The sequence below is a fragment of the Streptosporangiales bacterium genome (assembly GCA_009379825.1).
GTDB lineage: Bacteria > Actinomycetota > Actinomycetes > Streptosporangiales > WHST01 > WHST01.
Genome location: WHTA01000011.1, coordinates 1 through 20631 on the forward strand (window position 1 = coordinate 1; position 20631 = coordinate 20631).

Annotated in this window: 20 protein-coding genes and 4 pseudogenes; 10 read left to right on the forward strand and 14 right to left on the reverse strand. The window is 69.3% G+C overall.

The window, feature by feature from the left end; all coding sequences use genetic code 11:
- Nucleotides 1-130 (forward strand): transposase (locus tag GEV07_07880; GenBank protein ID MQA02629.1); only part of this gene is annotated, 130 nt, incomplete at its 5' end.
- A gap of 35 nt (nt 131-165) precedes the next feature.
- Here the strand turns inward: GEV07_07880 and GEV07_07885 are convergent.
- Complete coding sequence (locus GEV07_07885; protein ID MQA02630.1) at nt 166-624, reverse strand: hypothetical protein; 459 nt, start codon at nt 622-624, stop codon at nt 166-168.
- A 179-nt stretch (nt 625-803) separates the two neighbouring features.
- Here GEV07_07885 and GEV07_07890 point away from each other — a divergent pair, with 179 nt between their 5' ends.
- Nucleotides 804-2141 (forward strand): DUF21 domain-containing protein, encoded by a 1338-nt coding sequence (locus GEV07_07890; protein MQA02631.1) that lies wholly within the window; start codon nt 804-806, stop codon nt 2139-2141.
- The gene (locus tag GEV07_07895) at nt 2138-3193 is read left to right on the forward strand and encodes a DUF21 domain-containing protein (protein ID MQA02632.1); all 1056 of its coding nucleotides are present in this window, start codon (nt 2138-2140) and stop codon (nt 3191-3193) included. The genes GEV07_07890 and GEV07_07895 overlap by 4 nt, the downstream gene beginning before the upstream one ends.
- Before the next feature lie 975 nt (nt 3194-4168).
- Here the strand turns inward: GEV07_07895 and GEV07_07900 are convergent.
- The 5 genes and pseudogenes from GEV07_07900 to GEV07_07920 form a co-directional block, all read right to left on the reverse strand.
- Entirely contained in the window at nt 4169-4375 is a 207-nt protein-coding gene (locus GEV07_07900) for a hypothetical protein (GenBank protein ID MQA02633.1), read from the reverse strand.
- A gap of 34 nt (nt 4376-4409) precedes the next feature.
- Nucleotides 4410-4676 carry a hypothetical protein gene (locus GEV07_07905; protein MQA02634.1) on the reverse strand — a complete coding sequence of 89 codons (267 nt, stop codon included), beginning with the start codon at nt 4674-4676 and terminating at the stop codon, nt 4410-4412.
- Nucleotides 4677-4864: 188 nt separating this feature from the next.
- Complete coding sequence (locus GEV07_07910) at nt 4865-5935, reverse strand: alpha/beta fold hydrolase (GenBank protein ID MQA02635.1); 1071 nt, start codon at nt 5933-5935, stop codon at nt 4865-4867.
- Nucleotides 5936-6055: 120 nt separating this feature from the next.
- On the reverse strand, nt 6056-6271 hold the full coding sequence (locus GEV07_07915) for a hypothetical protein (GenBank protein MQA02636.1): 216 nt from the start codon (nt 6269-6271) through the stop codon (nt 6056-6058).
- A 749-nt stretch (nt 6272-7020) separates the two neighbouring features.
- Nucleotides 7021-7319, reverse strand: a pseudogene (locus tag GEV07_07920) (carbonic anhydrase).
- A gap of 529 nt (nt 7320-7848) precedes the next feature.
- Here GEV07_07920 and GEV07_07925 point away from each other — a divergent pair.
- Nucleotides 7849-8433, forward strand: a complete 585-nt coding sequence (locus tag GEV07_07925) for a TIGR03086 family protein (protein ID MQA02637.1) — start codon at nt 7849-7851, stop codon at nt 8431-8433.
- A 100-nt stretch (nt 8434-8533) separates the two neighbouring features.
- Nucleotides 8534-9053, forward strand: a pseudogene (locus GEV07_07930) (sugar O-acetyltransferase).
- A 202-nt stretch (nt 9054-9255) separates the two neighbouring features.
- Here the strand turns inward: GEV07_07930 and GEV07_07935 are convergent.
- Both GEV07_07935 and GEV07_07940 read right to left on the reverse strand, forming a co-directional pair.
- Nucleotides 9256-10018, reverse strand: a pseudogene (locus tag GEV07_07935) (alpha/beta fold hydrolase).
- A 723-nt stretch (nt 10019-10741) separates the two neighbouring features.
- Nucleotides 10742-12032: pseudogene (locus GEV07_07940) on the reverse strand (AfsR/SARP family transcriptional regulator).
- 111 nt (nt 12033-12143) lie between these two features.
- Here GEV07_07940 and GEV07_07945 point away from each other — a divergent pair.
- The 3 genes from GEV07_07945 to GEV07_07955 all read left to right on the forward strand — a co-directional run bounded on the left by GEV07_07945 (nt 12144) and on the right by GEV07_07955 (nt 14320).
- Nucleotides 12144-12764: a maleylpyruvate isomerase family mycothiol-dependent enzyme gene (locus tag GEV07_07945; GenBank protein ID MQA02638.1), complete on the forward strand. Its 621-nt coding sequence runs from the start codon at nt 12144-12146 to the stop codon at nt 12762-12764.
- Entirely contained in the window at nt 12761-13282 is a 522-nt protein-coding gene (locus GEV07_07950) for an exonuclease SbcC (GenBank protein MQA02639.1), read from the forward strand. The genes GEV07_07945 and GEV07_07950 overlap by 4 nt, the downstream gene beginning before the upstream one ends.
- A gap of 324 nt (nt 13283-13606) precedes the next feature.
- Nucleotides 13607-14320, forward strand: a complete 714-nt coding sequence (locus GEV07_07955) for a hypothetical protein (protein MQA02640.1) — start codon at nt 13607-13609, stop codon at nt 14318-14320.
- An 11-nt stretch (nt 14321-14331) separates the two neighbouring features.
- On the opposite strand, the gene GEV07_07960 is transcribed toward GEV07_07955, so the two are convergent.
- Complete coding sequence (locus tag GEV07_07960; GenBank protein ID MQA02641.1) at nt 14332-15312, reverse strand: hypothetical protein; 981 nt, start codon at nt 15310-15312, stop codon at nt 14332-14334.
- A 57-nt stretch (nt 15313-15369) separates the two neighbouring features.
- Here GEV07_07960 and GEV07_07965 point away from each other — a divergent pair, with 57 nt between their 5' ends.
- Nucleotides 15370-15597 (forward strand): hypothetical protein, encoded by a 228-nt coding sequence (locus tag GEV07_07965; GenBank protein ID MQA02642.1) that lies wholly within the window; start codon nt 15370-15372, stop codon nt 15595-15597.
- A gap of 729 nt (nt 15598-16326) precedes the next feature.
- Here GEV07_07965 and GEV07_07970 read toward each other — a convergent pair.
- Nucleotides 16327-16641: a hypothetical protein gene (locus GEV07_07970; protein ID MQA02643.1), complete on the reverse strand. Its 315-nt coding sequence runs from the start codon at nt 16639-16641 to the stop codon at nt 16327-16329.
- A 78-nt stretch (nt 16642-16719) separates the two neighbouring features.
- Here GEV07_07970 and GEV07_07975 point away from each other — a divergent pair, with 78 nt between their 5' ends.
- On the forward strand, nt 16720-17211 hold the full coding sequence (locus tag GEV07_07975) for a hypothetical protein (GenBank protein ID MQA02644.1): 492 nt from the start codon (nt 16720-16722) through the stop codon (nt 17209-17211).
- A 113-nt stretch (nt 17212-17324) separates the two neighbouring features.
- Here the strand turns inward: GEV07_07975 and GEV07_07980 are convergent, their stop codons facing one another.
- The 4 genes from GEV07_07980 to GEV07_07995 are packed head-to-tail and all read right to left on the reverse strand — an operon-like array spanning nt 17325 to nt 20628.
- A complete protein-coding gene (locus GEV07_07980) occupies nt 17325-17690 on the reverse strand; it encodes a VOC family protein (protein ID MQA02645.1) in 366 nt (121 codons plus the stop codon).
- 27 nt (nt 17691-17717) lie between these two features.
- On the reverse strand, nt 17718-18422 hold the full coding sequence (locus GEV07_07985; protein MQA02646.1) for a TetR family transcriptional regulator: 705 nt from the start codon (nt 18420-18422) through the stop codon (nt 17718-17720).
- A gap of 14 nt (nt 18423-18436) precedes the next feature.
- The gene (locus GEV07_07990; GenBank protein MQA02647.1) at nt 18437-19834 is read right to left on the reverse strand and encodes an MmgE/PrpD family protein; all 1398 of its coding nucleotides are present in this window, start codon (nt 19832-19834) and stop codon (nt 18437-18439) included.
- Nucleotides 19831-20628, reverse strand: coding sequence for a cyclase family protein (locus tag GEV07_07995; GenBank protein MQA02648.1), 798 nt, complete (start codon nt 20626-20628; stop codon nt 19831-19833). Before GEV07_07995 ends, GEV07_07990 begins: the two co-directional genes overlap by 4 nt.
- Nucleotides 20629-20631: the final 3 nt, after the last annotated feature.

Below are 20631 nucleotides of genomic sequence, written 5' to 3' on the forward strand. Positions count from 1 at the left end.
CCGCATCGAGTACAACGCGATCAGGCCACACGAGGCCATCGCCTTCAACCGGCCCAAGGAGGTGCACCTGGGCCTGGCCGACCCGAAGATCCCGACCTTTCAAGTCAAGGAAATCCTGCCAACTCCTTGACGCGGGACAGGCGGTTTGTTGAACATGTGGTCGAGTCACTGCTCGTACGGCGTGCGCAGCCCGTTTTGGAGGTACTGCTGCCACTGCGACACGATGATCCGGATCAGCGGCCGCAACGTCACCACGACATGAGCGCGTGCACCGGCGAGCTCGGTCACCACTCGCCGTGCCGTCTCGTCGTCGCCGTCGGCGAAGAACTCGCTGCTGACTACAACGCGTCGGTCGCCGGCGGCGGCGACCTCGTCGACGAGGTCGGTCCAGTCCGACGTGGTGGCCGGGCGGTCACCGACCAGCGTGGCGTTTCTGCCGGTGATCGCGAGTGCCGCCCAGGCTCTTTGCCTTCCGGTGCCGGCGTAGACGACGCCGTGTTTCGGCCAACCGCTGACGGGCCTGGTGAAATGCGCCTTGAATGGTCGCGGTGCCTGTTTTTCGGCGGACCGATGTGCAGCAGGCGCACACCGCGGTCGAGCGTCAGGTCCTGCACGACTCGTCAAACCCTCCCTGCCTCGCCCGGGCATCCTTCCACGGCAGCACCATGTACAACCAGCGGGCGGGGTGATCGTCGGAGTGGAGGCAGGCTCGTAGGATGAGGCATGCCCAACGGATGCAATGACTCGACTGGATGTAGTCACGTGGGTGATGAGCCTCCTAGTTGCCAGCCGGTTGGTGCCCGGTGACCGAGTGGTTGTTGATCGCGGCCGGGGTGGTGTTGACCCTGGGCACGGGGGTCGCGGTCGCGGCGGAGTTCTCGCTGGTCACGGTCGAACGCAGCACCATCGAGTCTGCCGCGGAGACCGGTGACGCGTCCGCTGCGCGGGTGTTGAAGAGCCTGCGGAACCTGTCGACGCAGTTGTCGGGTGCGCAGGTCGCGATCAGCTTCACGACATTGCTGGTGGGCTACCTCGTGGAGCCGTCGCTGGCCGGTTTGCTGCACGGCCCGTTCGAGGCGATCGGGCTGCCGCCGGCCGCGGTCGCAACGGTGACCGTGGTACTGGCCATGTTCATCGCGACGATGTTCTCCATGCTGGTTGGTGAGCTGATCCCGAAGAACCTCGCGATCGCGCGGCCGCAGGGCACGGCACGGTGGTCCGCGCCGATGCAGGCGGTGTTCACGGTGGCGACGCTGCCGTTGATCCGCGCGTTGAACGGCACCGCGAACGCGTTCATCCGCGCGATCGGGTTGCACCCGCAGGAGGAACTCTCCGCCGGTCGCACGCCCGACGAGCTGGCCGTGCTAGTGCGGCACTCGGCACGTGCAGGGGCGCTGGACGAGGCCACCGCGACCCGCGTCGGGCGGTCGTTGACGTTCGGCCGGTTGACCGCCGGCGATGTGATGGTCCACCGGGTCCACGTCGAGACGATCGACCACGACACCACCGCCGCCGACGTCATCGCCTCGACACGTGCCACCGGGCACTCCCGATTCCCCGTGGTCCGGGACAGCGCTGATGAGGTCGTCGGCGTCGTCCACGTCAAACGGGCGGTCGCGGTGCCGCGCGCCGCCCGCGGCGAGGTGGCCGTAACAGAGGTGATGGACCCGGTACTGCACGTGCCGGGGTCGCTCCGTGTGGCGAATCTGCTGGTCGAGCTGAAGAGCGAGACCGGCCCACTCGCTGTCGTCGAGGACGAGTACGGCGGCACCGCCGGGATCGTCACTCTCGAAGACGTCGTCGAAGAGGTCGTCGGCGCCGTCGCCGACGAACACGACCCCACCGACATCGACGCCGTCCGCGACGCCGACGGGTCGTGGATGCTCGCTGCCACGCTGCGCCCTGACGAGGTCCGTGCCCGCACTGGCTTGGACATCCCGGACAGCCCCGACTACGACACCATCGCCGGGTTCGTTCTCACCCAGCTGGGCCGGCTCGCTGAACCCGGCGACCGGGTTCCGGTAACCGGTGGGCGCCTCGAGGTCGTTGATCTTGACGGCAGGCACATCGAACGACTCCGCTTCCAGCCCGACGAACCGGGCAGCGGAACCGACGCTGCCGCCCAGCAGGAGCAGCGATGAGCTCCGGTCTCGGTATCGCCTTCGGGGTCGTCCTGCTGGTCGTCAATGCGTTCTTCGTCGGCGCGGAGTTCGCGGTGATCTCCGCCCGCCGCAGCCAGATCGAGCCCCGCGCCGAGGCCGGCAGCAAAGCGGCGAAGACCACGCTGTGGGCGATGGAGAACGTCTCCCTGATGCTGGCGTGTGCCCAGCTCGGCATCACCGTGTGCTCGCTCGGGCTCCTCGCGATCACCGAGCCCGCGCTACACCATGCCCTCGAAGGCCCGCTGCACGCGGTCGGGCTGCCCGAGCCGGCGATCACCACGATCGCGCTGGTCGTCGCCGTGTTCGTCGTCGGCTACCTGCACATCGTCGCCGGGGAGATGATCCCGAAGAACATCTCCCTGTCCATCCCTGACCGCGCGGCGCTGCTGCTGGTACCCGCCCTGGTCGGGGTCGCGCATGTAGTCAAGCCGCTTATCGTCGCGTTGAACTGGGCCGCCAACACCGCGCTCAAGGCGGCCCGGGTACCGCCCAAGGACGAGGTCTCCGCCGTCTACACCCTCGAAGAAGTCCGGTCGCTGGTCGACGCCTCCCAGCGCGAGGGCCTCCTCGACGACACCCATGACGTGCTCACCGGCTCGCTGACCTTCGGCGATCGCCGCGCCGCCGACGTCATGGTTCCCCTCGACCAGGTCGTGACGCTGCCCGAGCAGGCGCGACCGCACGATGTCGAGGACCTCGTCGCCCGCACCGGCTACAGCCGCTACCCGGTTCACTCCGACAGCGCGATCGGCGACACGGTGTCGGGCTACCTACACCTGCAAGACGTCCTGCACGATCCCGGCGACCAGCCCGTACCGCCCAACCGGATCCGCCCCCTCGCCCGCGTCAGGGACCAGGACCGCGCCGACGACGTCCTCGCCATGATGCAACGCAACCGCACCCACCTAGTCGCCGTCGTCGACCAGCAGGAACACGTCACCGGCGTGTTGTTCTTCGAGGACGTCCTCGAAGAACTCGTCGGGGAGATCAAGGACATGACCCAAGTCGCATCGACGCCCGACGTCCGGTGACCACGCCGCCACGGCTCCTGACCGCTGCGCTTAGGGGTAGTTGGGGCCTGGCGACGGCCTGCCGCGTGGCGGGTTGATGTCGGTGGGGAACACGCCGAGCGCCCGCATGACCGACTCCGCGAACGCGGCCGTTCCGAACTGGACGACCACGGTCACAACCATCGCGACAACCTCAGCCGCGCTCAACTCGCTAACCTCCCGCCCGCCGCCACCGGCGGGCACGTTCATCGTCTCACTCACGCCGTGGTCGTAGTGGCCCTGGCGATGTGAGGTCGAATGCGACAGTTCTACCGGTAGGACTACTCTCGGGCGGATCTGGCCACCACCGCCGCCCGAGGGAGGCCCAAACATGACCTTTCGACGTAAGGGCGACGTGGCGATGCTGCTCGCCCTCACGGTCTCGCTGCTCGTCTTCATGATCACCACCGCCTTGGCCCAATGACGATAGGAGAGGGGTTCACGTCGTCGCTGGCGGTGACGGTTTCGACCGCGATGCCGGCTTCCGCGGCGATCTGCGGGGCCGTCGTGCCGACGGCATCGGGGTGTCTCGGGTCGATCCCGTGATTACCCTGGGATCGCGCGGCCCGGTCGTGTCCCCCGTGGCCGGGTCGCGCCCTTCGTGCCAGGGCGTGTCTCCCGGTCTGAGGTGGGGGAGTTCAGACGGTCCCGGCAGCGCCTGTCTCGACTACTGGGACCTGACCGCCGTTGATGCCCGGGCACCGACGACTGGCTGCGGTCATCGGTACCCATCGGGGCGTCGGCGCAAACGTCAGAGCCAGGACGGGTGTTGGCGCGAGCGCAAGGTTGTACCGTCCGGGCCTCCGGTACCCTTCCGGGGCAAGTAGCTGTCGTCAACGTAACCTGTTCGCCAGGTGTCGGGGCAGCCGGACGCGCCGCGCGAGCATCTGCTGGCGTGATCATTCCGTCGGGTGGACGGGGGGTCGCGCCTCCGCGCGGCGCGTTCGCGCGAGAGTGCTACGGCTTCTCCGTGTCTGTCGTCTGCCGGCCGGTGTTGTCATTGTCCGGCACTGCGGTGGCAGTGTCGGTTGGCGAGTCGGATCCTGCCGTGGCCTCGTCGTCGGTCAAGGTCTCGTCGAGCTTCTCCTTGGCGGGGTCGCTCGGCGGCGGCCCCTGCGCGCGGAAGCCTGGCCGAGCGCCGAGAAGATCAACGTTGGTATCCACGCTGCGGTCGGCATGGCGGTCGATGGTGGGACGGCTACTGCTTGCCGGGGTCCTGCTTGTGTTCGTCTGCGGTGTCCGGGCCCTTCGACTCTGGCGGGTTCGCCGCACCGTCGCTGGTGCGGTCGGGTGTCGCGTCAGCGCCACTGTTCGGCGTAGTGGCCGCGTCCGGCTCGGTGTCAGTGGCTGACTTGCTGTCACTGGCCGGTTCGCCATTGGTGCTGTCGGTGAGTGTTTCGTCGCTCTGGTCTTTGTGGCCGCGGGCGAACCGTTTGGCCTTGTTCAGCAGGTCCTGCAATCCCATACTGTTCTCCTCCTCGTGATGATCTGTGCCGATGCTCTCGCGCAGCAGTTGCAGAGGCTGCGATTCGCAAGGTCCGACCGTACCCGGTGGAGAAACCCGGTGCACCCCGGGCCTGGTGGGTTCAGCGGCGGACCAGCCGTCGAGTCCCCCGCTTGGGGGGTGCCATCGGCCGCGGATCGCGAGCCTGGTCAGCCGGGTGCCTCGGCCGACGACCAGAAGTGGGCGAGGTACTCGTTGAACGGCGTGCCGGTCTGGGGCACGGAGTGCCCGGCACCCGGCACCACGACCCGGGCTGCGGGGAGGCGCGCCTGGAGCAGGTCGCAGACGGCATCGAACATGGCGCTGTGCGCGCCGGAGATCACCAGCTTGGGGAACGGCGTAGGCGCGAGGTCGTCGAGTGGGATCTCTGCCTCCCATGGCCACCGCCCGCGCATCTGCAATTTGGCCGCCTTCGCCAGGGGCGGCGGCAGCGGCGACGGCAACCGGTTCGGGTCGCCGCCGACGGCGCGGACGAACTGCGGTAGGAACTCCTCCGGCGACGGGGCGCGGTCGATGATCGCCCGCACGGTGGTGATGAACTCGCGGGTGTCTGCGCGATCGCGGGTGAGCCCGAGCGCCGGCGGCTCGACCACCGCTAGCGACAGCACCGCCTCCGGCCGACGCGCCGCGGCGAGCAACGCGACGACACCGCCGTAGGAGTGCCCGACCAGGTGCGCGCCGTCACCCAAGACCTCCGCGACATCGACCGCGTCGACGGCGAAGTCCTCGCCGTCGACATCCGGGCTGCCGCCGAACCCGCGGCGGTTCACCAGCAGTAGCCGACGCCCCCGGGCCAACGGCCGCTGCTGGTTCCACGTCCCCTCCGCCCCGAACACGTCACCGTGGACGAGAACCGCCGGGACCCCCGAGCCCTGTTCGATCACCTCGACCGGCCACATTTCGCCCCCAAGAGTCGGCAACCTCGCTGCGTCTGCCCAGGTCATCCCTGCTCGACAGCGTCGCACGTACACCATTCCGCCGAGTCCTGGCGCAGAGATCCGTACACAACGTGCGCGGCCGCTGCCGCCTCGCAAACGATCGCGTACGACCCGCCGGCGGCGGCAGCGGGTCGTGTACGGAAGGGAACCCCAACCGGCCGTACGCCAGTGACGCAAGTAGCGCTCGTGCCTTCGACCAGGGGAGTCGAACATGGGTGGTACGCAGAGACGCTCAGCGAGGATGGGATGGGCTATCCGGACGCCGCCCGAGGCCAGGCTCATGACAACGCTCCTCCGCACGGAGACGGTGATCGCGATGTACGTCGCTCGTGTGGAGACCACTATCGGACATCTGTCGTCACGGCTGTTTCAACATAGCGGACGAACGCCGGGCCGCTCCGGCTACGGGCGCGGCTGCTCGACCCACGCGGAGGCGTGCCACCTGTCGCAGTTCTCGCAGCGCCATACGCGGTAGGGCACCCGCCGGCCGCTGGCCGCGCGGGCGGCGGCCGCGGCTGCTGAGCGGCTGGGGTAACGAGTACCTCGCGGGCAGTCGGTCACCGGTGTCTCCGGCACAGTGATCTGCTGGTCGTCGTGAGCCTCCGTTGGACGCGTCATGCGATCCTCCGTCGACGCCGTAGAACCTGGATCCGTGTCCGTCTGTCTCGTCCGGCCGGTCTTGCCCGCCACGGTTTCAAGGAGGGTGATGGCCTGCAGGAGCGACGCAGCCGCCGCCGCGGGATCCATGTCCGGCGTGCGACCGACTCGCGAAGCTCGGCCAGGGTCTGGAGCAGGTGAGCGTAGTTGTTCTGTCCCAGCTGCCGCAGGTCGTTGAGGTGCTCGGGGTCCACCGCTTGCCCACTTCCCGCATTGCACCCTTCCGGCTGGGCACCGAGGTCTGGGATTACCCGGGAACGCGACGCGTTTGGCCCACCGTAAACACCAAGACCGGCGCGCCACCGGAATTCGCCCGAGTAGTGACAAGCCGAGCTCACAGCCACGTGCTGTGACGGCGCGGCCGCAAACACCCGCACCTGTCGGAGTCGGCAGGGCAGCCGGGCCGGGTTCACGCTCCGGCAGCGAACGATCGCGCCGCTCGGCAGTTACAGGGTCATGTGGATGTGTACTGGCCAGTACGACGTAGCTTCAGGCCTAGCGCACGCGTGAGGGGATTTGGGGCAGCCACCGAGCGGGGGTCCACTGGGGAGTGCGAGAGCCGCCGGCCACGCGCGCTCGGGGAACGGCGTCGGCAGGCCCGTCCATTCCGGACCTGCCGACGCCGTTTGACACCCTTTGCCTGCATGGCTCTGCTGCCCCACGCGAACATTGCGTGGTGGCGACGCGTCGGCGAGAGCGGTCGACGCTGACTAGAGGTGCTGGCTGAGCAGGCCGGCGTCGACGTCGTAGATGAAGCCGCCGACGAGCACCCCGTCGCCGATCAGCGGGTGCTGACGGACTACGGTGACGTCGTGGCGCAGCGTGTCGAACTGGTCGGGGATGGCGTTCATGGGCAGGTAGCCGCCGGGGCATCCGGCGGCGGTCTCGGCCGTTGCTCGCAGGTTGTCTTCGGTCATCGACGCCATCGCGCAGCGGGTGTGAGGATCACCAGGATCCGCTGTACGCCGAGCAGCTGGCCGGTCATGGTGAGCTCGGTGACCCGGCGGCCGCCTCAACCGCTCCGCCGACCGCCACCGCCTCAACCGCACCCTGCACACCGTCGCGCTATCCCGACTCCAGCACCACCACGAAACCCGGACCTACGCCGCCCGGCGCACCACCGAAAGCAAGAACACCCGAGACATCAAAACGGTGTCTCAAACACAACATCGCACGCGCGATCTACCGTCTCCTCGAAGCCCACGCCAAGGCCGTCAGCAGAACCCCTCACGCCGCTTGACAAGACATAGAAGCATCCAAGCTGCGAGCCGCCCTCAATGATGCTGGCCTCAGCCAAGCTGACCTGGCTCGCCGTTTGGGCCGCAGTGACGGCATCGTCTCCGAAATTCTAGCCGGCACCCGATCCGCACGACCGCCATTGCTCGCCGCCGGCGGCACGTGCAGGACCCGCGAACCTCGAAAGGTAGCTGGCGGCCCTAACTTGGCACCGGGTTCGACATGCGGGCGCATCGCTGTCGGTACCTGTTGGCAGGGTAGGCCGACGAATCGTCCGCCCAGTGTGAGGAGGCGCCTGCCTGATGACCAAAGCCGATGCGACACCTGACCCGCGGCCGCACCTTGGTGCCGCGCTCGACCAGACCCAACACGAGATCGATGCGATCGAGGCCGTCGACCTGGACCGACCGACACCGTGTGCCGAGTATGACGTGCAGACGCTGCTGGCCCATCTCGTCGCTGTCCTGCGCAAGCTCGCGGTCGTCGGGAACGGTGAAGACATGACTCAAGTGAAAGATCCGGCTGACGACCACCCCGACGACTGGGGTAACGCGTTCCGTAGTGCTCGTGCCGACCTCGAACAGGTCTGGGCGCCCGACTCGGCACTCGGCAAGAGCTACACCCTGCCCTGGGCCAGGCTGACCGGACACGAGCTGCTCGACGCGTACGCGCACGAATTCACCGTCCACGCCTGGGACCTCTCCCGAGCCACCGGCCGCAGCAACGAGCTTGACCCGGTTCTGGCCGAGGCTGCCCTCGACTGGTTCACGCGCAACGTCCCAGCGGAGGATCGCAGCGACGGCGGGCCGTTTGCACCGGTCGTGGCTGTCGCCAACGACGCCGACGCCTACACCCGGCTCGCCGCTTTCGTCGGCCGACCGGTGTAGATGTTGAGAAGCACGTGCGGGCGCACGTCTTGACGGGCCGCGACCGAACCGGGCGGCCACCGATTGCTGCGGCCCGTGTCGCAAGGCGATAAGGAGAGAGATGACAACCGGGACCCTGGACTTCGCCGGCCGAGTTCGTCGCGCGATTCGGTTGACCGAAGGGCTCAACGCGCTGCGCTACGACGACCAGGAGGAGATCCGCGCTGCCTGGACCGAACTCACGGGTCAGTCAGTCGATGATGCCTTCCACTTGATCCCCCCCGGTCTACTCCGACCACGGAGTCAACATCCGGATCGGGCGCAACGTCTTCATCAACCAGGGCTGCCGGTTCAACGACGTCGGCGGTATCGAGATCGGCGACGACGTGATGATCGGGCCGAGCACCAGCCTGATCAGCTCCGGTCATCCGCTCGCGCCGGCCGAGCGTCGGACCGGGATCACGGCCGCGCCGATCGCGATCGGACGCAACGTCTGGATCGGCGCCTCGGTGACGATCCTGCAGGGCGTGACCATCGGCGAGGACGCCGTCATCGGAGCCGGTTCGGTCGTCACCCGGGCTGTTCCGCCGCGCACGCTCGCCGCCGGGGTGCCGGCGCGGGTGGTGCGCAACATCGCCTAGGCGGCGAACGTCCGCACTACCTCCCCGATGAGGTCGTCGAGGCAGAAACCACAACCTGCATGTGGGCCCCTCGTGGGCCAAACGGTTCGGGTGGCCCGCATAGTGACGGCGTTTGCGCAGGTGAAGGCCGGGTGGCGTTCGAAAACAGCTCGGCCTTCGGAGCCGATGAAGTGGCGGCTGCCGCGGCGAGCCGAGGGGGTCGTCAACGGCGTAGGAAGGCCTTGACCATCGGCAGCACCAGGTCGGCCCGCTTGGCGACCTCGATGTGCTTGGTTCCGGGCAGGATGGCCAGCTGCGAGTCCGGCAGCCGGTTCTGCATCTCGGCCACGTGCTCGAGCCGGACGAAGTCGGTGTCCCCGATGATCATCAGGGATCGGCATGGTCAGCCGGGCCAACTGCTCATCGGTCCATGGCTCGAAGTCGTGCACCGCCGGCTGGATCTTCTCCAGGAACGCGAAGAAATGGTCCGGATCGGGCGCCACCTCCGTGTAGGCCCGGTGCATCGCCGCGAAGTCGTCCTCGGTCGGCAGCCGGGGCGAGTCCTGCTCCGGCGCCGTGATCTCCGGGTAATACGCGTCCGGCCGGAAGTGCGACGCGGCCAGCACCACCCGACCGACCCGCTCCGGGTAGCCGGTGGCGACCTCGGTCGAGACCAGCCCACCCAGACTGAAGCCGAAGAAGTCGGCCCGCTCCACGCCCAGCTCGTCCAGCAACGCCACCACGTCCTCCGCGCACTGCCGGATGCTGAACGGCCGCTCGCCGTCGGCGGTATGGCCATGCCCCTGCAGCTCCACCCCGATCACCTGCCGGTCGGCGGCCACCTCCGGCAGCAACGCATCGAAACTCAGGTGGAACGTGAGCACGCCCCCATGCAGCATGATCAACGGAATTCCGGGTCGATCCGCGCCGTGCACCTCGTAGTAGAGGTCTATGCCGTTCACTGATGCGTACGCACCGGGCGTCATCTGAGTCGTTCCTTCCGCTGGAGTGAGTGATCACCGGTACTGACCGCCGAGGTGGCCGAAAGTCATCGGCTTGGCGGCTAGGTCAGCTGGCTGCGCGTTCGATAATGATGTCGCCGCGTCGCGTGCCGGCATCGACCGTCAGCTCGTTGTCGGGCTTCCCCTGCGGCGAAACCGAGTTGCGCACCGATCCGTTCTTGCTGTTGGCATCCACCCGGACAGCGGTGCCCTCGCTGATGCCGATCTCGATGTTGCCCGAGAGGTTCGACAGTTCCGCGTGGCCGCGGGTCAGCCGTTGCCGTCCGCGCGGTCGATGTCGAAGCCGCCGTTGCTGTTGGTGAGATCGAGGTCGGCTGAGGCGGTGCCGATCCGGACGTGCCCGGACGAGCCCAGGAGCTTGACGTTGCCGTCGACCTCGCTGATCCGCACTGCGGCCGACCCGCCCTCGATGTCGGCGCGCCCGGCGACGACCTCGCCGGCTGCGAGATTCGCCCGCAGCGCGTCGATGCGATCGAGCTGGATCCGGCCCGACGCCATGTTCAGCTCGCACGGGCCGAGCGGGCCGTCGGCGTGCACACTCGAGTACGCCACGCCTGCGACCAGGCTGGAGCCGGCGGGCAGGTCGATCGTGATGGCCACCGATCCGCTCTTATCGCCCGCGACGTTCGTTTCGACAGTGAGCTGACCACCGAAGAAGCCGACCGTGGTCTTCTCGGCCACCTTTACGCGCAGCAGCTGGACGGCCGGCGACGACTCGACCTCGCCGGGGCTGGCGTCCCCCGCCGGGACGGCCAGCGGCGCAACCTGCCAGAGCGCCTCACCGGTGATGCCGAGCGGCTCCCTGCTGGTCGCCAGGATCCGCAGCCGCCGGCACTCGCCTAGAACTCGGTGGGCGAACGCCGCGGCCGACTCGATCACGTGCTCACAGTTGTCCAGGATCAGCAGCACCTCCCGCTCGCGGATCGCAGCAATGAGCCGGTCCGTCAGCTCCGCGTGCGGTGTCGCACCGAGCATCCCGCAGGCCGAGTGCGGTGAGCGTCGCCTGCGCCACGTCCCCGTCGGCGCCGATGGCGGCAAGCTTCACCAGCCAGACCCCGTCCGGCAGATCGCCGAGCAGCGTGCGCGCGGTTTCTGTGGCCAGCCTGGTCTTTCCCGAGCCGCCCGGCCCGATCAAGGTGGTGAGCCGATGTTCGGCGCTGAGCTTGCCGACCGCAGCGACATCGGCCTCCTTGCCGACGAAGCTGGTCAGCTCGGCACGGAGGTTGGTCTTCCGGTTCTCGTCCGGTGGCCCCAACTCGCCCTTCAGCAGCGCGACGTGTAGGGCGGACAGCTCAGGTGACGGGTCGGCGCCGAGTGCGTCGGCCAGGGCTTCCCTCGTGCGCTGGTAGGTGAGCAGCGCCTCCGAGTCCCGACCGGCCGCGACGAGGGCCCGCATCAGCGCGGCGGCCAGCCGTTCCCGCAACGGATGCGCGGCCACCATGTCGGTCAGTTCCGCGATGAACTCGACACCGTGGCCGAGGCTGACTTCGGCCTCGTACCGATCTTCCCTGGCGGTCAGGCGGAGCCCCTCGAGTCGGCTCACCGCAGCGTCGAACGCTGCACTGTCCTGGAGTCCGACATCCTGCATGGCCGCACCACGCCATATTGCGAGAGCCTCGCGCAGCAGCCGTACCCGCCGGGGACCCTCCTCATGGCGAGCCTGACCGATGAGGCGTTCGAAGCGCACGGCGTCGACCGTGTCGGGGTCGACCAACAACCGATAGCCGTCTGGCTGTCCTTCGACCAGCCCGTCCGGTAGCACCTTTCGCAGCCGGGAGGCCAAGCGTTGCAAGGCATTCACCGCGTCGTCGGGCGGGAGCTCACCCCAGATCCAGTCGATCAGCGCCGCCTTGGAGACCACGCGCCCTGGTTGCTGGGCGAGCGCGGTCAACAAGCCGCGCAGCCGGGCGCCCGGCACGTCGGCGAGGAGGCCGTCGTCGGTGCGAACCTGAAGAGGTCCCAGCATCCCGATCTGCACCGAGCGATTTTCCCACAACGAGCCGTTTTCGCCTCTGGTAGCTTGTGCGTCAGTGCCGACGTCAAAGTCCGTGGCGGGGGTGGCCTGTCGACGTGTGCGAGGGAAGCTCAGATGAATGTGATGGCGCTGGCCCGGCAGGAACGGTCGGAGCTGGCCGACTTCCTGGACGAGCTGACCCCGGACCAGTGGGAGGCCAAGAGCCTGTGTTCGAACTGGCGGGTCCGCGATGTTGTCGCCCATGTCGTCAGCTACGAGGAGCACGGGAAAGGCGAGTTGCTCCGCCGGTTGGCCAGGGCGCGGTTCCGATTCGGGGAGCTCAACCAGGTCGCGTTGGCCGAGTACGCCCAGCTCGATACCCGCCAGCTGGTCGCGTTCCTGCGCTCTCATCTGGACCCGCAGGGCACGACCGCGAAGTTTGGCGGCCGCATCGGCCTCGTCGATGCGCTCGTTCATCAGCAGGACATCCGTCGTCCACTCGGAAAGCCACGTCTCATCCCTGAGGAGCGGCTGCGGTATGCACTCCCGTTCGCCGTCACAGCCCCGCCACTACGCGGTTTCTGGAACGCGCGGGGCGTGCGACTGGTCGCAACCGACCTCGACTGGTCCCGCGGCAAGGGTCCAGAAGCACGAGGTACGGCCGAGGCGGTCTTGATGGTCTTGGCCGGACGCGCCGGAGTAGCGCATGAACTCACCGGGCCGGGCGCAGACGTCCTGCGGCGCAGGCTGGGATGATCGAACTCAGCCGGTCCGAGCTCCGCGAGGTCGCCGGCTACGCGGTGGCGTGCGCGCGGCCTGCACTGGCGATCTTCGAACGTGCACGCCCGGACGACCGGCGCCCACGAGCCGCGATCGACGCTGCGCAGGCGTTCGCGGAGGGAGCCGAGCGGACCAAGGCGCTACGTGACAGCGCGTGGGCGGCACAGCGGGCGGCCCAGGAGACCCGCGATGCAGGACAGGCCGCGGCGAGCGACGCTGCGCGCGCGGCCTTGGGCGCGGCCGGTGCGGCGTTCCTCCACCCGCTGGCGAAAGCCACTCAGGTCAGGCACATCCTCGGGTCGGCCGCGCATGCCGCACGAGCGTTCGAGCTCTCCGCCGGCGACGATCCCGCCGTCGGTGCCGACCACATCGCGCAGTCGCGGGCCCTTGCGCACCCCGTCGTGGTGGACGTCCTGAGGCGCTACCCGGCCGCCCCGCGCGGCGGCGGGCGGGTCGGCGAACTGATCCGCCAGTTGGACATGTCACTGCGGTGATCCCACGGCCAGCCTCTCATGGGCGGTGGATCAGGCAGGTGGTGGTGCCGTGGCCACGAGACGGCCCTGGTCGTCGACGACACGACCTTCCGCGGTAGCGCCGATGAGGTCCTGCTGGAGCGTTTCTCCCGGTTTATCCCTGAATGCCCGTTCAGCGCTGGGTAACGCGCGGCCCGAGAGTCGGTAAACTCCGTACGACCGGACCCCAGCGACAGGAGGAGACCCATCCAGTTCCGTCGATCACGGACACCGCGTTGGGCAACTCGCCTGGGTGGTCGCCGCCGTTCCGCCCGAGCCACGGAAGGAACCGGCAGGCGTCCGGCCGTGCTCGCACATCCACGGCCCGCGACTGTACGCGAGCCGATCTCCCTCGGCGCGACGGTGGACGGACAGGTCCTCTCCCCCAGGTACGGAGCGCACAGCACACCCCTGGACACCATGCGCACGAACCGGCGGCCGCCCCGTCACCGGGCCAGCCGCGGACGGCACAGGGGACGGCACCGAGCGCGTCCACCGTCGCTGCGGGAGCGCTGGGACCGGTCCAGGGCCAAGCGTGCTGTCACCACGTCGTCGAAGAACCTGGTCCGCGGCACTCAACGCCGCGTCGGACGGTCCGGGTTGTCGAAGCGGCGAGTACGCACCGCCCTGGCCGACTCGGTAGGGATCCCCGTGGCGTACGCGGGAATCGCGTTGGCGCAGGGGCAGCCCGCGATAGCCGCCATCAACATGCTCGCCATCTCCGTAGTGCTGCCGTTCAACCTGTACCGAGGGGCGAAAGCCGAGCGGGCGGCGCGACGCGAGGGCGGCGGCGTCAGAGCTCTCGAGAGCAGGATCAAGGATCTCGAGGGGCAGCTGAACAAGCTGCGCCCGCTCCTGGACCGACACCAGACGCCGCAAGCCGACGAGCTGGCCGCCGGGGAACGGGAACGCCTGCGCGGGCGCACAGCGCGCCAGCCCAAAGACGTACCCAGGCACCGCTCACCGGACCCGGGGCGCACGGCAAGCACCACCCACGAACCGTTCGACCGCGGCCGCTGAACGCGACACGGTCACTCGACGTCCACGGTGGCGGTGTCGTTCAGGGCGTCTGCCACGGTGGTATCGGAGCCGTACTGGTCCGCGTGGACACCCAGCTCGGTGAGCTTCTCGAGGAGTACGTGCGGGTTCCCGTCGGCGTCGTTCAGAAGCGCGGCGTGCACATCCGCAGCCGTGTCGGCACGCATGATCGCCAGGTCGACCTCGTCGACCGACTGGGACAGCCCGCCGGTCAGGGAGCTCTGGTCTTCCTCGGTGGTCTGCTGCACCAGCTCGTCGACCTCCTCCTCGGTGACGTCACCTTCGCGTAGGGCGTGCTTCTGCAGCGTCTGTTCCCTGATCGCGTGCAGCTCGTCGTCGCTGAACGTGACGCGGACGTCGGCGTCGTCGGCCACGTCGACGTCGGAGTCGCCGGTCCGGTGACCGAGGTAGGTCTCCATCAGCTCGCCGTCGGCGCCGTACTCCGCGGCGTAGTCGGTCGTGGCGTCGCCGGACGTGTGGGTGGTCGCGATGCTCGTGTGCCCGTCGGCATGGACGGTGCTCGAGGCGTCGAGCGAGCCGCTCGACGACAGCAACGTCGGCTCCCACGGGCCCAGGTCCACACCGAGCTCCGTGTTCGCCGAGGCGTCGACCACGTTCGTGACGGTCTCGTTCGACGTGCCGGGCGTCCCGCCCGGTGGCAGTACGCCGGTGGCGAGGAACCGTTCGTACGCGACCCGGCCTTCCGGTGTGGTGATGTCGAGGTCGATCGTACGCAGCTTGCCGTCCTCGTACGACTTGCTGATGTCGAGCTCGCCCTTGAGGTTGTCGACGCCGACGCTGCCGCCGGCTGGGTGCTCGACCAGCTCGGAGTCGCCGACGCGAACCGTGGTGCCGTCGACCCGTTCGATCCCCGTACTGACCGTCTCGGTGTGCGTGTACCCGACGTTGGCACGCAGCACGCCGCGGTACTCGCCGCTCGCGTCGAACCCCGCGTAGAAGCTGCCGTCGAGCACCACCGTCGTGCGGCGGGGCTGCCGCCGTCGACGAACAGGTCCGCCGACGAAGGATCGGTGACGACCCGGTACTCCAGTCGCTTCCCCGCGAACGCCGCGAGGCTCCCGCCGAGCACGCCCTTCTTCGTCTCCCCGGCCACCTCCAGCGTGCCGCTGACCTCCAGGGTGGCGGTCAGCGACACCTTGCGGTCGCCGTCGTCCTCGATCTCCTCGCTGCTGCGCTCGTCGGTGAACGTGACCGAGAGCCAGTCAGGCAACCGGCCGCCGAGCAGCGAGGAGAACTGACCGATGAGGCTCATGCTCTCCCAGTTGTCGACGGCCGGGCCTATCGCCCTGCCGTCCCGTGGATGCCCGGTGTCGAGGATCGGTCTCGGCCTGGCGGTCTCCCACCACGCACGACCGACGACCGTGGTCAACAGCTCCAGCTGCACCACGGCGAGCTCGTCACGGTTGGCACCCGCCACCACCCCGTCCGCCCAGTCGGTGAAGGTGACCGGCCCCTGCGACACCCGGTCGAGCACCTGCCGTGCCCAGGTGTCAGCCGTCTCCGCGTGTCCGAGGGCGCCTACGAGCTGCGTGGTGAGACGTGCCGCGGCGAGGCTGGCCGGTTCCTCGTCCCCCTCCCGCGGATAGTCGACGTCTTCCCTCAGCGTCACCGTGCCGTCGCTGGCCACGTACAGGTTCAGCTCCTCGGCCTGTCCGACCAGCTGCCTGGCCAGGCTCTGAGCGGACCTGAGGCCGGCCTGCAGGCCGAGCACGGCGACCTTCGCGGTCGTGGTGCGGGTGACGCCGACGTCCAGCGCCGTCCGGTTGAGCCGCACGGTGGTGAGCGCGGCTGGCTGGCCGGTGCCGCTCCATGCCACGCCGGCGTCAAGCGGGTTGAGCACCTCGCCGACGAGCCGCTCCCGCGCCCGGTCGAACGAGCGGCTGGTGCGGCCGAACGCGGTCACCACGCCAGCCAGTGCGGCCACGTTCATCCGGGTCAACGTCTCGACGGTGATCGCCATGCCCGCCTCAGTACACCGTCACCGCGCCGTGGCTGAACAGGTCGGCGGTCGCCGCATCGGTCGTGCCGTGGGTACTCGCCGTCGTGCAGAGTTTGTTGCCGACGCTGGTGACCGTCGCGGTCGCGTCGCGGCCGCTCAACTCGCAGCCGGTCAACGCCATGGTGAGTGCCTGGTACATGGCCAGGCCGTCGATGCGGGTCGCCTGTACGTCTTCGTGCGCATCGGCGAGGTTGGTAGCCACCGTGCCGAGCACGTCGTCTGCGATGCCACGGGCCGCCACACCGAGTGCGTCGACCCTCCGCGGTTTGATGCTGACCGACATGGGCTCCCCCCCATGCGGGTTCCGCGACGCGCGTTCGACGACGGCGGGAACTGCTCGCTTCCGTGCTTAGCTGTGTCGATGCACACACGTGTCGTGACGGCGCTGCGCCTGGCCAGTGCACTGCTGGTGGCGTCCGCGGAGGTCTACCTGGTGGTGCACCTGGGCGACCGGCTGGTACCGGCGAACCACCTGAGCTACTTCACCGTGCTGTCGAACCTGTACGCGGCGGCGGTGCTGTTGGCCGGCGTGTTCGGCCGGGTACCCGCTGCGGTACGCGGCGCGGCGGTGCTGTACCTGGCGGTCACCGGTGTCGTGTACGTGACCATGCTGCGCGGGGTGGACGTGGCCACGCCCGCGTACGCCAACGTCGTGCTGCACGCGATCATGCCGGTCCTCGTGGTGGTGGACTGGGTGCTCGCCCCACCGCGGCCGCCTGCCCGGCTGCGGCACGCGGCGTGGTGGCTCGCGTTCCCTGTCCTGTACCTCGGCTACTCGCTGGTGCGTGGTCCCCTCGTCGGCTGGTACCCTACCCGTTCCTCGACCCGGCCGACGGCGGGTACGCCGGCGTAGCCGTGGCCGGCGCGGTGGTCGCGGTCGCCGTGGTGCTGTTCGCGGCGCTGGTGTGGTGGACGGGCAAACTGCTCGCCCCCAGGGGCGGGGCAGCGCGGCGTACGGCGTGACGGTCAGAGGTCGTACGCGGGCGGGTGCTTCGGTTGGTAGAGCAGCAGCTGTCCGGCACCGGGCACGGCCAGCATGATGACCAGGCCGTACCCCTCGTCGCGCACCTCGCCGTCGAAGACCGCACCCTTCGCGGTGAGCTCGGCGACCGTCACCTCGATGTCGTCGCACATCAACGACACCTGGTGGTGTTGCTCGGCCGGCCCGACCGTGGTGGACGTCGGGTGCACCCCGAGCTCGAACGGCCCGGTGCGGAAGATCAGCCAGCCGTCGCCCGCGTCGACGTGCGGCCAGCCGAGTACGTCGCGGAAGAAGGCTCGCGCTGCCTCCGGGTCGTCGGCGTACACCAGGGAGTGCACAGCGGTAATCATGCCTTCCACGCTAGCCCCGGCAGGCGGTCAGCGGGATCCCTTGGTGCCCTTCGTGTTGCGGCGGCGTTCCCGGCCGAGACCGTCGATCAGCTGGTCGAGGCCCCAGGAGTACTGCGACTCCAGCGCGCCCTGCGGCAGGTACTCCGCCGCGGCGTGCAGCTGCGGGTACTGTTCCGGCGGCAGGTCCGCCAGGGTGTGCCGCCACCAGGTCTCGTGCTCGGCGTACGGGTGGGTCCTGGTGCGTTCGACCTCGTACTCGGCGAAGCCGAGGGTGTAGATCTGCGCCGCACGGTACGCGCGCACTGCACCCTCCGTGCTCCAGCCGCCTGACGTCAGCCTGGTGAGCAGCCACTCGACCATGTCGGCCATGTCCGGGCTCCACAGCCGCCGCTTGATCAGCAGCTGCACGAGCGTCGGGTACTCGAGCATGCGCTGCCGCAGCGCCACGCAGTACCGGCGCAGCGCCTCGTCCCACGACGGGTGACCGGAACGGTCCACCGGCAGGTCGCTGATCACCCGGGACGTGACCTGCGAGAGCAGGTCCTCGCGGTTCTGGACGTAGCCGTACAACGTCATCACGCCGCAGTCGAGCTCGGCGGCCAGCCGCGGCATGCTCAGCGCGTCGATGCCGTCGCGTTGGATCAACGTGATGGCGGCGTCGACCACCTGCTCGGCCGAGAGCGACTTCCTCGGCCTGCGCTTCCGCGGCGGCTCCGCGCGAGCTCGTGCCATGGCCCTTACCGTAACTACCGGCCGCCGCCGAACGCGACGAACATCGCCGCCACCACGTCGGCCGCCGCGGATCCGACGTCGCCGGCCAGCAGGTCGTCCAGCTGCTTCACCGCGTCGTCGGTGAGCGGGCCGGTGACGTTGGCCGCGAACTTCGCCCGCAGCTCGTCCTCGCTGAGCGGCCGCTGTGGCGCCCCGCGCACGGTCTCGACGCTGGCACGCAGCTGCCGGCCGGAGCGGTCGGTGTACGTGCCGGTCGCGATGAGCTGCTCGGGGAACCGGCCGCTCGCCCAGTCGTCGGCCTCGACGTGTACGCGGTCGGCGAGCGCGAGCAGCGTCTCGTCGGCGAGCAGGTCGGGTGGGAAGTCGGAGAGCGCGAGGCCGAGACCCGCACCGCCACGCAGCGCGAGCGCGACGGTCATCGGCCCGGAGAAGCGCGCGTGGTACGGCGTATCGGGCCGCACCTTCGCAGCGCGCGGCTCGGCGATGGTCGGCAGCACCTGTCGCGCCACGCCGACCACGAGCCGGTCCAGCTCCTCGGCCCGCGCGCCCTGGTCGCGCAGCTGCAGCGCGAGCTCGATCGGCGCGTGCGTGAACGCGTTCGTCGGGTACGGCTTCGTCGACACGGAAAGCACCTGCCAGCCGTCGGCGTACGGGTCGCCGAGCGGACGAGCGGCGAGCTCCGGCGCGCCGAACGCGTTGAGCATCCCGAACCGTCCCTCGAACACCGTCGGCGGCGCGGTGAGCCCGCACTGCGCGGCGTACGCGGCACGGATGCCGGAGGCTGCCGCCCAGCCCGCGTGGAACGGCTTGACGGTGCCGCCGGTGCGGTTCGCCTCGAGCACCCCGCTGGCGAGGCTCGCGGCAATGCCGACGGCGTGCCCGAGCTCGTCGGCGGAGAGGTCGATGAGCACGCCGGCAGTCACCGCGGCGCCGAGCGTGGTGCACACCGGCGTCGGGTGGAAGCCGCGCTCGAACAGCATCGAGTTGCTGCCGTCCGCGGTCAGCAACGCTGTGCCGACGCGCAGGCTGGTCTCCTGCCCTGCCGCGATCGCCGCGGCCAGGCGCGCACCGTCGCCGGTAGCGCGGGCTGCGGCGAGAGCGGTGGGAACGATGACGCAGCTGGGGTGCACGAGCGTGGGCAGCTGCACGTCATCGTAGTCGTGTGCGTGCGCTGCAGTGCCGAGTAACAGCGCGACGTCTTCCGCGCGCGCCGGCAGCTCGTCGCCGGTGCCCGCGGTGAGCCGCAACGCACTGCGACTGGCCGCCTCGCCCGCGCCGGCGACGATGCAACCTACGGTGTCGCGCACCGAGTCACGGACGAACCGCGCGACATCTTCCGGCAGTGGCGTCTGCGCCGCGCGGTGCACCCATGCCGCCTGCTCGCTCGACTGCGTGCTCTGTGTTCCGCTCATGCGCCCACCACCGCGAGCGGACGCGCCGGTGAGCCCGTGCCCCCGACGATCTTCAACGGGCTACAGACGAACAGGAACTCCGTCACGTCCGCGGCCGCGATGCCCTCAAGGTCGAGCACCTCGATGATGTTCACCCCCGCGTCGAAGAGCAGACGTTGGTGCACCGGCAGCTGACCGTGTCCGGTGCTCGCGTGGATCTGTTCGAACGCGATGGTGTCGCCGCCGGCCGCGCGTATCCCGCGGTCGAGCAGCCAGTCCGCACCGGTGGTGTCGATGCCGGGTACGCCCGTGCTGCGGCCGACGAACGCTTCCGCGTCGTGCCACAGCTGTGGCCAGCCGGTGCGGATCAACGCCACGTCGCCCGGCCGCAGCTCGACGTCGGCCGCCTTCTCCAGGTCGTCCGCCGTGACGCCGTAGCCGGCGTCCAGCCGCTCCATCCCAAGAGCGCGCGGTACGTCGAAAAGCACGCCGCGGGCGAGGATCGGTGGCACGGTGTCGATGCCGTGTACGGTGAACCGCCCGCCCACGCTCGCCTCGTGGGCGTCGACGCCGCCGTGCAGCTTGCCGTGCAAGGCCACGTGGCACAGCGCGTCGACGTGGGTGCCGACGTGACCGCCGGTGGAGATCAGCTCGTTCGCACCGGACAGCCCACTCGGGCGTACCGCGTCACCGTGCCTGCGGATGAGCGCCATCCGGAAACCCGGATGGTTCGGCGAACACGGTGTGTTGGCGTCGAGCGGCTGGCCCAGGTCGTAGACCGTGGCGCCGTTCTCGATCGCGTCTAGCAGCAGCATCGG

Bases quoted from the DNA above. Each gene is read 5' to 3' on its own strand.
- GEV07_07925 (MQA02637.1), top strand. From the start codon at position 7,849: ATGACCAAAGCCGATGCGACACCTGACCCGCGGCCGCACCTTGGTGCC.
- GEV07_07950 (MQA02639.1), top strand. From the start codon at position 12,761: ATGATCGAACTCAGCCGGTCCGAGCTCCGCGAGGTCGCCGGCTACGCG.
- GEV07_07980 (MQA02645.1), bottom strand. From the start codon at position 17,690: ATGATTACCGCTGTGCACTCCCTGGTGTACGCCGACGACCCGGAGGCA.
- GEV07_07910 (MQA02635.1), bottom strand. From the start codon at position 5,935: ATGAGCCTGGCCTCGGGCGGCGTCCGGATAGCCCATCCCATCCTCGCT.
- GEV07_07905 (MQA02634.1), bottom strand. From the start codon at position 4,676: ATGGGATTGCAGGACCTGCTGAACAAGGCCAAACGGTTCGCCCGCGGC.
- GEV07_07895 (MQA02632.1), top strand. From the start codon at position 2,138: ATGAGCTCCGGTCTCGGTATCGCCTTCGGGGTCGTCCTGCTGGTCGTC.
- GEV07_07995 (MQA02648.1), bottom strand. From the start codon at position 20,628: ATGCTGCTGCTAGACGCGATCGAGAACGGCGCCACGGTCTACGACCTG.
- GEV07_07975 (MQA02644.1), top strand. From the start codon at position 16,720: ATGCACACACGTGTCGTGACGGCGCTGCGCCTGGCCAGTGCACTGCTG.
- GEV07_07990 (MQA02647.1), bottom strand. From the start codon at position 19,834: ATGAGCGGAACACAGAGCACGCAGTCGAGCGAGCAGGCGGCATGGGTG.
- GEV07_07915 (MQA02636.1), bottom strand. From the start codon at position 6,271: ATGACGCGTCCAACGGAGGCTCACGACGACCAGCAGATCACTGTGCCG.
- GEV07_07945 (MQA02638.1), top strand. From the start codon at position 12,144: ATGAATGTGATGGCGCTGGCCCGGCAGGAACGGTCGGAGCTGGCCGAC.
- GEV07_07970 (MQA02643.1), bottom strand. From the start codon at position 16,641: ATGTCGGTCAGCATCAAACCGCGGAGGGTCGACGCACTCGGTGTGGCG.
- GEV07_07985 (MQA02646.1), bottom strand. From the start codon at position 18,422: ATGGCACGAGCTCGCGCGGAGCCGCCGCGGAAGCGCAGGCCGAGGAAG.